Consider the following 13333-nt stretch of genomic DNA (forward strand, 5'->3'; position numbering starts at 1 on the left):
CACCTCCACCATATGGCCGTAGCCCTCGTCATAGGTGACGGCGGCGACGCGGCCGGCGGCGGGCACAGCCACGGGCGATCCTTCCTTGGCCACCAGATCCAGACCGGTATGGGCGGCCCATTGGTTGGTGAAGGGATCGCGCCGGCTGCCGAATCCGCTGGAAACATAGAAATTGTCGACGGGTGGCGTCAGCGGCAGATAATTGGCCAGGGCGCGCAGCCGCGCCTGCCGGTCCAGCCGCGACTCGAGCTGGTTCAGCGCCGCCTGGGCGGCGGCCGGCAGGCTTTGCGACGGCAGTTCCGTCAAGCTCACCAGCGGCCCGCCCACGCCACGTGGCGCCTGCTCCAGGTCGTGCAACACCTTGTCCAGGTTCAGGCCGGTATTCTTCAATTCCCCTTCGATGGCGCCGATACGCAGTTCGGCATGTTCGGTCAGCCGTGTCAGCAGGGCGACCTGACCCGCCGCGATGTCGGCCAGACGGCGCTCGCTCTCGGCCATGGCGGCGGCCATCTCGTTGCGTTCGGTCCAGGCGCTTTCCGCGTCTGCCCGCGCCCGCTGGGCCTGTGCCTGCGCCTCTGCCAGCGCCTTGCCCAGTCCTTCGGTGGCCAGGGCCAGGGTTGGTTGTTGCGACGGGGTGGAACCCGCCTCTTCCAGGACCAGGGACAAGGCGGCGATGGCCGATTGTGCGCGCCGTGCCGCTGCTTCCTGTCCGATATCGGTGATCATCTGCAGCGATTCCTGTGCTGCGCGCAGCGGCTCCGTGCCCTCGCCGGGATTGATGCGCAGCGGCGCCAGTTCGTTGCGGATGGCGGCCAGCACCTGACGCGGCGTCTTTGACCCGTCCTTGTCGGCGTTGGCCAGCACGGCCAGGGCGGCATCGGTGCGGGCGCGGGATTCCGCCTGTTCCGCCAATGCTGCATCCAGTGCCTGACGCACACGGTCCAGGTCGCCCGCGACGCGGGACAATTGCTCCCGGCTGTCGGAAAGCTGGGTGGCAAGATTGGCCGCACCCTGGTCCATCTGGAAAATGCTGTCACGGCTGTCCCGCAGGGCAAAGGCCGTGACCATCCATCCGGCGCTGGCCACCAGCATGCCCGACAGGGCCGCCACCGCCAGAAGGGCAGGGCGCAGCCGTTGCCGGGGACCGATGGTCACCGTCCGGATATTGTCATCATCATCGACGATAATGACCCGTTCGCTGCGCATAAAGAACCCGAACACGCCATCCCCCCCGTCACAGTGCCCCTGACCGTCACCGGATCACGGCATCGGCCATGTCGGTATCGCAGCGGTCTTGACTTGGCGGACATTACGGTCCGCAGGTCCGGCACTGGACGCCGGTCCGGTGAATTTAAGGGATGCCCCCCTTTCGGGCAAGCCGGGAATCGCGGACGATGTACTTCAAAAGGATATACAACCGTTCGGGCGCAAAGCAGCGCGGCTCCTGCCTTTCCGGTGGCCTATTCCAGCGCGGCGCGCAATGCCGCGGCAGCGCCCCAGGGCGACAAGGGCAGGGATGCGGCCAGAAGACCGGATAGTAATAACAGATGCGGGCGGGCGGAATGTCCCATCAGAACTGAATCGATGGCAGAGGCGGCGAAGATCAGGGCCGGGATATACAAGGGAAGTACAAGTAAAGGCAGAAGAACGCCGCCGCGTCTTGCGCCCAGCGTCAAGGCGGCGCCCACTCCGCCGATCAGGCTCAGCAGCGGCGTGGCCAGCAACAGGGTGCCCAGCAGGATGGGGAAGCCATCGGCCGGCAGATTGAGGAACAGGGCCAGCAACGGGGCCGCCAGGATCAAGGGTAGGCCGGTCACCAGCCAATGGGCCAGGATCTTGGCCGCCGCCACGGCCTCCATCGGCAGGGCCGACAGCGAGAGCAGTTCCAGCGATCCATCCTCGTGGTCGGCCTGGAACAGGCGGTCCAGGGACAGAAGCGAGGCCAGCAGGGCTGCCACCAGGATGACACCCGGTGCGATTCGGGCCAGCACCCCCGGCTCCGGCCCGATGCCGAACGGGAACATGATCACGCAGAGGACAAAGAACAGCACCGCCATGGCGGCATCCGCCCCCTGCCGCAATGCCAGACGCAGATCGCGGCGCAGCAGCCGCAGGAAACCGCTCATGCCGGGGCTCCCGCCGCTTCCTCCTGCTCGTCATCTTCCGCGATGGCGCCGAAATCGGCGAGGTTCAGGCTGACCGCGCCTGGCACATCCAGGTCGGAATGGGTGGACAGGATCACCAGCCCGCCGGCCCGGCGATGGCCGGCGATCAGGCCGGCCAGCCGGTCGATCGAGTCGCGGTCCAGCGCCGTGGCCGGTTCATCCAGCAGCCAGAGTGGGGCGGCAGCAGCCGGCGCCAGGGCCAGGCGAGCCAGATTGACGCGTTTCTTCTGTCCCGCGGACAGGTAACGGCCCGGCATGTCGGCCACATGATCCATGGCCAGCGCCGCCAGGGCGCGTTCCGCCCGTTCCTCCGGATCGGGCAGCCCGTCCAGCCCGGCCCAGACCGACAGATTCTCCAGCGCCGTCAGGGTCGGCTTCACCGCATCCTGGTGCCCGGCATAGCGCAGGCGGGTGCGGTGGGCGTCCGGGTCCCTGGCGATGTCGGCACCGTTCCAGGTTAGAGCCCCGGAAAAGGGCCGGGACAGGCCGGCCAGCAGGCGCAGCAGACTGGATTTTCCGCTGCCGTTGGGGCCCAGCAGAATCAGGGCGCCGCCGGGCGGCAGCATGAAATCCAGGTCGGCGAACACCACCCGTTCCCCGCGCAGGCAGGTCAGGCGGCGGGCGGCAAGGCCCTGTTCGGCGAGGCTGTTCTGGCCCTGGGTCACGGGGGACTGCTCCTGGCTGGGCGCGGGAGGCGCCAAAATGCCAGAAAGGATGGGCGGAAAGATAGAGATTCCGGACAAAGAAACGGCCACCGCGGGGGGCTTTTGCGGTGGCCGTAAAATGGTACCGGTCCGGGGCAGGACCGGTATGTGCGGGCGGACAATCCAAGTGGGGCCTGGAAATGTCCGCCGAGACGGGGTGTCTCAAGTCGCCTCGGCGTTCCCAGGTGCAAGATGGATGTCCCGCATGACCAAAGTCGGACGTGAAAGTGGCGAAAATGTGATTTGTGCCACGGGTATCCGACCCATGCGGAATTTCATGATCACGAAACAAAAAACCGCTTTCGTCGTGGGGGCATCGGCCCTATATAGCCGCACATCGCAGCGCACGTGCCTATGGCCCCCACACCCGCCCGATGGTCGTTTTCAAGACTGGGCGGAGCCGTCAACCCGGTGGGGTTATGCAACGACGTAACGCGTATCCTCGTCCGTCCCTTAAACAAGGCGGCGAATTGGAGGCTACGATGGATGTTGTTGTTGTCGGGGGGCCGGTTGCGCTCTCCGTGTCCTTTTATTCCGGTCGGGCGTCGGATATCGGCGCGTCGATTCTTCCTGGCGTCATGACCAGTATCTGACCCGCCTGGGCCGGCTGCGTTTCGCGGCACGCTTGGGCGGAACCGGACCTGTATCGGGTCCGGCAAAGGCCATTTCATCCCCTGACATCCCCCGCTTCATGCCGCCTCGGAGTCCATGATGACCGAGAAGATCGCCCGATTCTTCGCTGAACAGACCCCCGCCACCCCGTGCCTGGTCGTGGACCTGGACGTGGTTGCCGACAATTACGGCAAGCTGGCGGCCGCCATGCCCGACAGCCGCATCTTCTATGCCGTGAAGGCCAATCCTGCTCCGGCCATCCTGCGCCTGCTGGTGGAAAACGGGTCCTGCTTCGATACGGCCTCGGTTCCGGAGGTCCAGTATTGCCTGGAAGCCGGCGCAACACCGGACCGCATCTCCTTTGGCAACACCATCAAGAAGGCCGCCGACATCCGCGTCGCGCATGAGCTGGGTATCGATCTTTTCGCTTTCGACAGCATCGAGGAGCTGGAGAAGATCGCCACATATGCGCCGGGTGCGCGCGTTTTCTGCCGCATCCTGACCTCCGGCGAGGGCGCCGACTGGCCGTTGTCGCGCAAGTTCGGCTGCGAGCCTGACATGGCCCGCGACCTGCTGATCCAGGCGTCGACGATGAATGTCCGCCCCTATGGCGTGTCCTTCCATGTGGGCAGCCAGCAGCGCGACCTGAAGCAGTGGGACATCGCGCTGTCCACCGCCGCGTCTATCTTCAAGGGCTGCGAGGAACAGGGCGTCATCCTGTCCATGGTCAATATGGGCGGCGGTTTCCCCACCCGCTACCTGAAGGACGTGCCGACCAGCCAGGCCTATGGCGAGGCCATCAATGACAGCCTGCGCCGCCATTTCGGCAACCGGCTGCCCGAGACGATCATCGAGCCGGGCCGCGGCATGGTCGGCAATGCCGGCATCATCCAGTCGGAAGTGGTGCTGATCTCCCGCAAGTCGGCCAATGACGACAAGCGCTGGGTCTATCTGGATATCGGCAAGTTCGGCGGTCTGGCCGAGACCATGGACGAGGCCATCCAGTATCCGATCCAGACCGACCGCGACGGTCCGGCCGAACCGGTTATCCTGGCCGGCCCCACCTGCGACAGCGCCGACGTGCTGTATGAAAAGGCGGAATACCGTCTGCCGACCTCCCTGAAGATCGGCGACAAGGTAACCATCATGGCCACCGGCGCCTATACCACCACCTATTCGGCGGTGAATTTTAACGGCTTCTCGCCGCTGCACGCCTATTACATCTGACTTTCGCCCCCCCCGGGGCAGGTCTGAAACAGCACAAGCCGCCCGGCCGCCGGGCGGCTTGTGTCGTTTTTAAGGCTGATTGATGGAATTTTGTGCATCACTCCGGCCACTGCGTATTTTTTTTGCAACACCCTCCGGGAATGTTGCACAGCAGCATGCGCAGCTTCTAGGCGATCCGGTTGGAAACTCCCATAATCGCTGGGAAATCACGTTCCGCACCACTTTGGCACCAGAATTGCTGAAGGATGCGAGGACCCAACCATAAATGCCTCATAAGGAGTGGTTCATGCGTTTCTCCCGGTTGCTCGCCTCCACCGCCGTCGCCCTCGCCATGCTGGGCGGCGCCGCTGCCGCGCAGGCTGAAGACGCTCCCTTCTCTTTCTCCGGCACTGCCGCCATCACCAACGACTATGTCTTCCGCGGCTACAGCCAGACCGACAGCGACCCCGCCTTCCAGGCCGGCCTGACCGCCAGCCATGAGAGCGGCTTCTTCGTGTCCGCCTGGGGCTCGAATGTCGATGTTGGCTTCGACGCCGATGTCGAGGTCGACCTGATCGCCGGTTACACGAACAGCGTCGATAACCTGACCTACACGGTCGGCGGCTACTACTACACCTATCCGGGTGCTGATGGTTCGGCCGACCTGGATTACTTCGAGTTCGGCCTGGACCTGGCCTATGCCATCGACAAGGTCACCGTGACCGGTAAGGTCTACTACTCGCCGGAATTCTATGGCGTCAGCACCGATGCCTGGTACTTCGCGGGCGGCGCCTCGGTGGCTGTGACAGATACAATTTCCGTCTATGGCGCCATCGGCTTTAACGAGCTGGGTGGCGGCGCCAGCTACCAGGACTACCAGGGTGGCGTCGCCATCAAGCTGGAGCCGTTCACGGTTGACCTGAAGTACACCGACACCGACGTAAAGGGCGCTGCGCCGCTGGGTGATGGCCGCTTCGTCGCGACGTTGACCTACGCTTTCTGATAAAAGGCGGGCCTTATCCCGCCTGATCAATCCAAGTGGTCCAGGCATGGCCAGCCCCGGTATCGGGGCTGGCCGTTGCTTTTCCGGCCTATCCTTTCCCGTGCTTGCCGCCGCGCGCCATCGGCGCGAGAATGATCCGGTTAGACAGATAAGGTGCAACCATGTCCATCGGTGGCATCGGCGCGGCCCTGTCCGGCGCGCTGGCCCAGACGCAGCGACTGAATGGCAGTGCCAATAATGTGGCCAACCATCGCAGCACGGGTGCCATCCCGGCGGCCGATGGCAGCGTGCAGCCCGGTCAGACCCAGGCCTATCAGCCGCAGAGTTTCGGGCAGACGGCCGTGACCGGCGCCAATGGCCAGGGACAGGGAACCCGTGTCGTGGCCCGTCCCACGACACCAGCCTATATCCCCGAATATCAGCCCGACAGCCCGGATGCGAATGCTGACGGTCTGGTGGCGGCCCCCAATGTCGATCCCGTCAGCGAGCGGGTGGACCAGATATCCTCCCTGCGCGCCTTCCAGGCCAATCTGGCCATCATCCGCACCCAGGATGACATGGAACGCAGCGCCATCGACACCCTGGCCTGATCCACCGTCTTCGGCGGTGCACACTTGCCGATTGCACAATGTGAAGGCAGGATGCCCGCCATGAAACTGCCACGACGCGGGGTGATCTTATCCTTCGCTGTCGTTCGGACCCAAAACAGGAATCCCATCATGCTGCGCCGTTCGCTGCTGAGCCTCGCCCTGACTGCCCCGCTGCTGGCCGTCCTGCCCGTCGCCGCTCAGTCCATCGTGGATTTTTCCGGGCGAGAGGCCATCGTGCTGGACGTAGCCAGCATTGAGGTGGAAAGCCAGTATGTGGCGCCCATGGCGCCGCCCAATATCGATCACGAATTGCCGTTGACCCCCTCGGACGCCGTGCGCCTGTGGGCCAGCACGCGCCTGAAGGCCGGCGGGACGCAGGGCAAGGCACGGGTCATCATCAAGGACGCGTCGGTCAAGGAGATCGACCTGGACCGGACCAAGGGCATCAAGGGCTGGTTCACAAAGGACCAGTCGCAGAAATATGAGGGCAAGTTCGCGGTCGATATCGTGGTCGAGGGCACCTCGCGCGGGTACACCGGCAGCGTGTCGGCCGCCGTCGCCCGCTCCACCACCGTGGCAGAGGACGTGACCCTGGCCCAGCGTGAAAAGACCATGACCGATCTGGTCCGTGATCTGGTGGGTGATCTCGATACCGAACTGGACAAGTCGATCCGGGCCAACATGTTCCCGGTGATCATCATCCAGTAAGCCCCGTCAGGGCGTGGCCGGTTCCCGCCACGCCTCTACCCGGTTGCGCCCTCCATGCTTGGCGGCGTAGAGCGCCTGGTCGGCGCGGTCGACCAGGGCGTCGACGCCGATATCCGTCCCCACCTCCGCCGCACCGAAGCTGGCCGTCACGCGCAGCACCTGCCCGTCGGCCAGTTGCACCGGGGTGGCCGCCAGATCGGCGCGCAGCCTTTCCAGCACCACCATCGCCTCGGTCAGGTGGGTTTCCTTCAGCAGGATCAGGATTTCCTCGCCCCCCATGCGGAAGGCCTCGTCAATGGCGCGGATACCGCGGGTCAGACAGCCGGCCGCCGCTACCAGCACGCGGTCGCCCGCCTCGTGCCCATAGGTGTCGTTCACCGATTTGAACTTGTCCAGATCGCAGAGCGCCACGCAGAAGGGCTGCCCGGTGCGGGCAAAGCGCGCCAGTTCGCGCGACACTTCCTCAGAAAGCCCCGTGCGGTTGCGCAGGCCCGTCAGCGGGTCGATGCCGCTGCCTGCTACCGACAGGGCGCGTTCGATGCGGCGGCATTGCTGGATGAACTCGTCGAATTTCTCCAGCACGGCCTTGTAGGTGCCGAAATCCGGGGCATCCCCCTCGGCCGCGCGCATCAGGGTCAGGCGGCCCATGCGGTGCAATTGGTCATGCAGTTGCACCAGCCGGTCGAAGGCCGGTTGATGGGCCACGCTGCCCTGTTTTACCCGCGCCACCCAGGCCGCGAATCCAGAGGGTTCGGGTGCCGCCTCCGGTCCTGACAGCCCGCTGTCGCGCGTGAACAGGGCCGCTTTGTGCCATTGCGTCAGCCAGCGCAGATGTTCATCCACCACGCCGGACAGGCCGGCGACGATGGCGGACGCATTGCTGCCGCTGGCCGGCGGGGTCATTCGCCATCCCCAGGTTGCCACACCCATTTGCGCCGCGCCTCGGCCAGGGTGCTGGTGACGATGGCGGCGCGGATATCGCGCATCAGGCGGTTCATGGTGTGGACATTGTGCATGGTCAGCAACTGCATGCCCAGCATCTCCTCCGCCTTCAGCAGGTGGTGGATATAGCCACGGCTGGCGGTACGGCAGGCAAAACAGCCGCATTCGGGATCGATGGGGCCGTCATCATCCTTGAACCGGGCATTGCGCATGTTCAACCGCTCGCCCTTCACGCCCGGTGCCAGCGCCCAGCCATGGCGGGCGATTCGCGTCGGGCTGACACAGTCGAACGTGTCGATGCCCAACGCCACGCCCTCGAAAATATCGACAATGCCGCCAATGCCCAGAAGATGGACGGGCCGGGTGGGATGCACATGCGCCATGGCCATGCCCACCACATCATGCATCTGCTCACGCGTGGCGCCCAGGCAGCCGCCGACAGCGGTGGCGAAGAAATCCTGGTTTGCCACGATCTCCGCACTCTCCTTGCGCAGGTCGGGATAGACCCCGCCCTGGACAATGCCATACATGGCCTGCGGCAGGCCGTTGGCCGAGATACCGCCAAATTCCTTGAACGCCGTCAGCGACCGGTCGCCCCAGCGATGCGACATCTTCATCGATCGGGCGGTGTATTTCCGGTCCACATGGAAGGGCGTGCATTCATCCAACTGCACCACGAAATCGGGGCCCAGCTTGCGCTGGATATCGATGGACTTTTCCGGCGTCAGGAACAGCTTTTCCCCGTTGGTATAGGACCGGAAGGTCGCCCCCTCCTCGGTGATCTTCAACAGGGTCTTTTCCCGCGTCGTCGTCCGCCGCCCCTTCACCTCATCCGCCACCGACCCATGGCCCATGGCGAAGATCTGGTAGCCGCCGCTGTCGGTCAGCATCGGCCCGTGCCAGTTCATCATCTTATGCAGCCCACCCAGCTTGGCCACCAGATCGGCCCCCGGCTGGATCATCAGATGATAGGTATTGGCCAGGATGATGTCGGTCTTCTCGTCGCGCATCTGCTCCGTCGTCAGCCCCTTGATGGCCGCCTTGGTGCCGCAGAAGATGAAATTCGGCGTCTGGATGGCGCCATGCGGCGTCATCAAGGTGCCGATGCGCGCCTTGCTGCCCGCCGGGTCACGGTGCGTGATGTCGAAGGAAAAACCGGGGTAGGAAATGGACATGGCGTGAAGAACCGCAAAGGATCGCTGAAGATGATGCTCCTGGGTATGGGGGAGCCAGTCGCACTTGTATAGGGGGTGCCAGCGAATAGCAGGCAGGAAGGGGCGAGGACCATCAGCGCGGCCACGTAGCCGGATCGCGATGGTTATGGGCACAGGCTAGAATATAGATGGCCTCGGGTTCGACCCGGAAGAACAGGGCGTAGGGGAAGCGCCGCAGCAGCGCCCGCCGCAATCCATTATGGCTGAGCGGGAACGCCCGGAGATTTTCAGCAAGGCGGCGGATCAGATGATCGATCTCAGCGAGGAAGCGCACACCCAGCCCGTCCATCTGCTGGTCGTACCAGCGTCGGGCTGCGTCCATTTCTGCCCGCGCTGGTGGCAGTACAAGGACACGCAACATCAGATCCGGTCAGCCTGGAGTGCCGCTCGCACTTGCTCCCATGGCTCTGTCTGATCGCGCATTTCTTCAAAATCGGCATTCCGCCGCTCCAACTCGGCCTTCCAGGCCGGCGAGAGTGGAATGTCTGCTGCGTCCAGGCTGTCACACAGCTCGGCGATCAGGTCGAGCTTCTGCTGGGCTGAGAGCCGTGTCACGTCGATCACTGACATCGGTCTTGTCCTTCGCTGCCAGACATCTGAAGGAGAATGGCCGCTTTTGTCCTTACGGGGAAGGGGTGCTCTCGGCAACCCGAGTGTTGCTAGCCGTCCACCACGGCAAATCGGGTTTTCAAATATTCCACCGTCGTCCGCCACTTTGGCGTGGTCGGGCGGCAGACGGTATTCTGATTGCCGAAAAGGCCAATCTCCTTGACCGCCTGATTCAGCGGAACGGTGGCAAGCCAATCCACAGAGACGAACCATTCGCATCGGTCCGGATCATCGGCGAAGGCGCGGTGATAGTCGCCTTCCTTCAAGATATCCAGGGCCGGCACCCGCTCGCCCATGTCGTTCATTAGCTGGAAATCCGCCGCCGGCTCAGCCGTTCCGGTGACGATGCCGACGCCGACGAAGCCGTGATCCGGCGATTTCACCCATATGCGGTCGCCGGCCTTCAGCAGTCCAAGCGTCTTGCTGTACCAACTGGCCCCGCCGGCACTGATGAAGCCATAGCGCACGGCCTCGTTCCATGATCGGCTGGAGCCAACGCCGAAGGAGGCGTAGAACTCGCCGTTCCAAGGCTCAGGGCCCCCGCCAGCGTCCGATTTCTTTTCCACCGGAGGATCGACACGATCATTCAGCCACACGCGACTGAGAAGCTGCTGGCCGCCAAAGGTGAAAACCTGGAAACAGAGTACATTGATGGCGATCCCGCGATCGGCCAGATAGGTGACGATCCGCTCCGAACTAGCGTCCAGTTCGGCTGCGACAACAACGATCTCATGCGCGCGATTCAACATCTCGTCATTGAGCGATCCGCCAAAACGCGCCCGAAAATCGTCTGAGAGGCTTCGCCCTTTGGAGAAACGGCTATAGATTGCAACGATATCCTGCGGTTCCAGGCTTTCCACCCACGTCGCATAATCAAGCGCCTGGGCGATCACGGTCCAAGGTGTCTTGTCCCGCTTCAATTCGATCAGGACGAGCGTGCCATCGGGGGCGATGGCCAGCAGGTCGATGATGCCGCCATGGCTGGTTTTTGCCTGCCGACCGATCAGCATCCAGGAATCCGACAGGATTTCCGGGGCTGCTACAATCATCTCCTCCAGTGTCTTCTCACTGGGAAGCTTTGCCCGGGCAAGAGACACCGGCGGATGGCCTACGGACCAGATAGCATGGTGAATTGTCATCGGCGCAGGCGTGTCCCTTGATCAGTCGGCTGATGATTATCAGCACGTGTAGACCGGAATAGGCAATTCCGCATTTTGCGGGTGGGCTCGCGCAGGTTTCAACGGCCGGCCTCCACCCGCCGCACCATGCGCCGCGACAGGTACATGAAGGGCGTGTCCAGAATCGACAGCACCACCCGCATGCCATAGGTGCCCAGGATATAGGTGTAGAACAGCGCGTCCCAGCCGACCGGGTCGGGGGCGAAGACGACCCAGGCCAGGACGGAGAAGATGACATTGTCGACCAGCGACGACAGCATGGTGCTGCCATTATTGCGCAGCCACAGGTGCCGGTCGCCGGTGGCCCCGCGAATGCGCTGGTAGACCCAGACGTCGAACAATTGGCTGGTCAGATAGGCCGTCATGCCCGCCGCGAACAGGGCGGGGGCGGGGGTGAAGATGGCGGCGATATGGTCCTGCATGGGCAGGGCCCATTCCATGTCGCTGCCGGCCTGTTCCGGCGTCATGGGGCGGTAGCCCAGGGTGATGATCATGAACAGGGTGAACAGAAGATAGGCGGCAAAGGACAGGAACACCGCCTTGCGCGCCGCATCGCGCCCGTAATGTTCGGTCAATATGTCGGTGGCCAGATAGGTGGAACCGAACAGCACCGTACCCATGGCGACGGGATGGTCATAAAAACCGAACTGCACCGCCTTCAACACCTCCACATTCGCCGCGATCACGGCCGTGGCGATGTAGAGATAAAGGCCGGGCGCCCCGAACAGCCGCACCATCAGCAGGATCGTGCCGAAGCAGAACAGGGCCTGGCACAGCAGCAGCGCTTCTGGCGGCACCGCGTTCAGAAAGGCGATCAGGTCGGCGGGGGACAGCGACATGGGCGGAGCAGCCTGAACATAAGCGGGTTGGGGCGCGGCTTGCGGCTTGGCCGGAAGCCGCTTCGGCGGCGACCGGCCGCCGCGGCACCTCCAGGTGCCGTAAGCCAAGCCGCCGGATAGCGGCGCCCGGCGCCTGAGGGAACAATAACATCCCGAAACGGCAGCGGCCCCGCGAAACGACCCGAACGGGTGTCTCGCGGGGCCGACGATACCGTCAGCAGCGAACCTGGAACCGACAGACGCCGATCAGGCGGCGGTCTTGGCGGCCAGAACCTTCTGGATCTGCTTCTTCACCTTGCGGGCATCAATGTCCAGCTTGGCGTCGGCGATGTCCAGCAGAGCGGCGTCCAGGCCACCCTTGTGCTCGATCGTGCGGATGCCGTTGGTCGACAGGCGCAGACGGACCATGCGGCCCAGCGCGTCGGACATCAGCGAGGTTTCCTGCAGGTTCGGCAGGAAGCGCCGGCGGGACTTGTTGTTGGCGTGAGAGACGTTATTGCCGGTCTGCACACCCTTGCCGGTCACGGCGCACTTGCGGGACATGGAACACCTATTCTCTTGCTGCTGGCGGCCACGGAAACAGGACCGGGGCCTACCTAAGACGAAAAAGACCTTGCCGGTCAGGGTCTCCCCCAACCAACGAAGCCGCGTTGATAAACGAGGGGGGGGACAGAGTCAAGCCCATGGGCGGGGGCAGAGATCAGCATTTCCGCCATGCGCCAGGCCCGGGTGCCCCCTTCCGTGCGGCCCGCTTTGCTTATAGGATGTCATCAGGCTTTTCCAGTCCGGGCGACGCAAAGATGGTCGATACACGCATGAACCCCACTGCCGCCGGCCCCACGGGCCTGGGTGGCAGCGTCATCGAGGGCGGCGGGCGTCGCGGCGTCATGCCCGTCACGGGCCCCGGCGGCCGCCCCATTCCCATGGGACGGCCCGGCAACCGCTGGCCCAACGCCAAGGAACTGGCCGCCCTGATCGTGGATGGCATGCTGCGCCTGCCGGCCCGGTACCGCCGCGGCATGTTCCTGGATGTGCTGACCTAAGACCTTGCCCCGCCTTGCCCTTTACCAGCCCGACATTCCGCAGAATGCCGGCACCCTGATGCGTCTTGGCGCCTGTACCGGCGTCGGGCTGGACATCATCGAACCCTGCGGCTTCATCCTGGACGACAAGCGCATGAAGCGTTCCGTCATGGATTATGCCGACCATGCCGATGTGACCCGCCATCTGAGCTGGAGCGCGTTCCAGGCGCAAAGGCGGGGGCGTCTGGTCCTGCTGACGACGCGGGCCGCCGTGCCCTATACGCAGGTCGCCTATCAGCCCGACGACATATTGCTGCTGGGCCGGGAAAGTGCCGGCGTGCCCGATGATGTGCATGGGGCGGCGGATGTGCGGGTGCTGATCCCCATGATGCCGGGCACACGCTCGCTCAATGTCGCCATCGCGGCGGCGATGGTTTTGGGTGAGGTGTTGAGGCAGGTGGCAGGCGATGGCGGCGAAACAGCCATTCCCAGCGAGGTCGGGAAGGGTTAAACCCTTCATCATTCCCGCTGCTTCCACCCG

General features: G+C 64.1%; 16 protein-coding genes. 6 read left to right on the forward strand and 10 right to left on the reverse strand.

From position 1 onward, the window contains the following. The 3 genes from KBA48_RS20055 to ccmA all read right to left on the reverse strand — a co-directional run. Positions 1-1221: M23 family metallopeptidase (locus KBA48_RS20055; protein ID WP_292909654.1), on the reverse strand; the 1221-nt coding region annotated here is incomplete at its 3' end. Between the two features lie 239 nt (positions 1222-1460). Further along, positions 1461-2126, reverse strand: coding sequence for a heme exporter protein CcmB (ccmB, locus tag KBA48_RS20060; protein ID WP_292909656.1), 666 nt, complete (start codon positions 2124-2126; stop codon positions 1461-1463). Then, positions 2123-2830 (reverse strand): heme ABC exporter ATP-binding protein CcmA, encoded by a 708-nt coding sequence (ccmA, locus tag KBA48_RS20065; protein ID WP_292909658.1) that lies wholly within the window; start codon positions 2828-2830, stop codon positions 2123-2125. The genes ccmB and ccmA overlap by 4 nt, the downstream gene beginning before the upstream one ends. 750 nt (positions 2831-3580) lie before the next feature. Here ccmA and KBA48_RS20070 point away from each other — a divergent pair. The 4 genes from KBA48_RS20070 (at position 3581) to KBA48_RS20085 (ending at position 6988) form a co-directional block, all read left to right on the forward strand. Then, entirely contained in the window at positions 3581-4708 is a 1128-nt protein-coding gene (locus tag KBA48_RS20070; protein ID WP_292909721.1) for a type III PLP-dependent enzyme, read from the forward strand. Positions 4709-4973: 265 nt separating this feature from the next. Next, on the forward strand, positions 4974-5690 hold the full coding sequence (locus tag KBA48_RS20075; RefSeq protein WP_292909660.1) for a TorF family putative porin: 717 nt from the start codon (positions 4974-4976) through the stop codon (positions 5688-5690). A gap of 161 nt (positions 5691-5851) precedes the next feature. Continuing rightward, positions 5852-6280: a flagellar basal body rod C-terminal domain-containing protein gene (locus KBA48_RS20080; RefSeq protein WP_292909662.1), complete on the forward strand. Its 429-nt coding sequence runs from the start codon at positions 5852-5854 to the stop codon at positions 6278-6280. Positions 6281-6409: 129 nt separating this feature from the next. Then, positions 6410-6988, forward strand: coding sequence for a hypothetical protein (locus KBA48_RS20085; protein WP_292909664.1), 579 nt, complete (start codon positions 6410-6412; stop codon positions 6986-6988). 6 nt (positions 6989-6994) lie between these two features. Here the strand turns inward: KBA48_RS20085 and KBA48_RS20090 are convergent, their stop codons facing one another. From KBA48_RS20090 to rpmB, 7 genes are all read right to left on the reverse strand, one after another. Then, entirely contained in the window at positions 6995-7891 is an 897-nt protein-coding gene (locus tag KBA48_RS20090; RefSeq protein ID WP_292909666.1) for a diguanylate cyclase, read from the reverse strand. Beyond that, complete coding sequence (gene tgt / locus KBA48_RS20095; RefSeq protein ID WP_292909668.1) at positions 7888-9105, reverse strand: tRNA guanosine(34) transglycosylase Tgt; 1218 nt, start codon at positions 9103-9105, stop codon at positions 7888-7890. The genes KBA48_RS20090 and tgt overlap by 4 nt, the downstream gene beginning before the upstream one ends. A 112-nt stretch (positions 9106-9217) precedes the next feature. Continuing rightward, positions 9218-9505, reverse strand: coding sequence for a type II toxin-antitoxin system RelE/ParE family toxin (locus KBA48_RS20100; protein WP_292909670.1), 288 nt, complete (start codon positions 9503-9505; stop codon positions 9218-9220). Further along, positions 9505-9714, reverse strand: a complete 210-nt coding sequence (locus KBA48_RS20105) for an addiction module protein (protein WP_292909672.1) — start codon at positions 9712-9714, stop codon at positions 9505-9507. Before KBA48_RS20105 ends, KBA48_RS20100 begins: the two co-directional genes overlap by 1 nt. Positions 9715-9803: 89 nt before the next feature. Next, a complete protein-coding gene (locus KBA48_RS20110; RefSeq protein WP_292909674.1) occupies positions 9804-10892 on the reverse strand; it encodes an endonuclease NucS domain-containing protein in 1089 nt (362 codons plus the stop codon). Between the two features lie 98 nt (positions 10893-10990). Beyond that, positions 10991-11770, reverse strand: a complete 780-nt coding sequence (locus KBA48_RS20115; protein ID WP_292909676.1) for a queuosine precursor transporter — start codon at positions 11768-11770, stop codon at positions 10991-10993. Positions 11771-12016: 246 nt separating this feature from the next. Beyond that, positions 12017-12313 carry a 50S ribosomal protein L28 gene (gene rpmB / locus KBA48_RS20120; protein WP_292909678.1) on the reverse strand — a complete coding sequence of 99 codons (297 nt, stop codon included), beginning with the start codon at positions 12311-12313 and terminating at the stop codon, positions 12017-12019. A gap of 257 nt (positions 12314-12570) precedes the next feature. Between rpmB and KBA48_RS20125 the strand changes: the two genes are divergently transcribed. Continuing rightward, positions 12571-12813: a hypothetical protein gene (locus tag KBA48_RS20125; protein ID WP_292909680.1), complete on the forward strand. Its 243-nt coding sequence runs from the start codon at positions 12571-12573 to the stop codon at positions 12811-12813. Positions 12814-12817: 4 nt separating this feature from the next. After that, positions 12818-13303 carry a tRNA (cytidine(34)-2'-O)-methyltransferase gene (locus KBA48_RS20130; RefSeq protein ID WP_292909682.1) on the forward strand — a complete coding sequence of 162 codons (486 nt, stop codon included), beginning with the start codon at positions 12818-12820 and terminating at the stop codon, positions 13301-13303. The last annotated feature ends 30 nt before the right edge of the window (positions 13304-13333 follow it).

The sequence above is a fragment of the Niveispirillum sp. genome, assembly GCF_017996735.1.
GTDB lineage: Bacteria > Pseudomonadota > Alphaproteobacteria > Azospirillales > Azospirillaceae > Niveispirillum.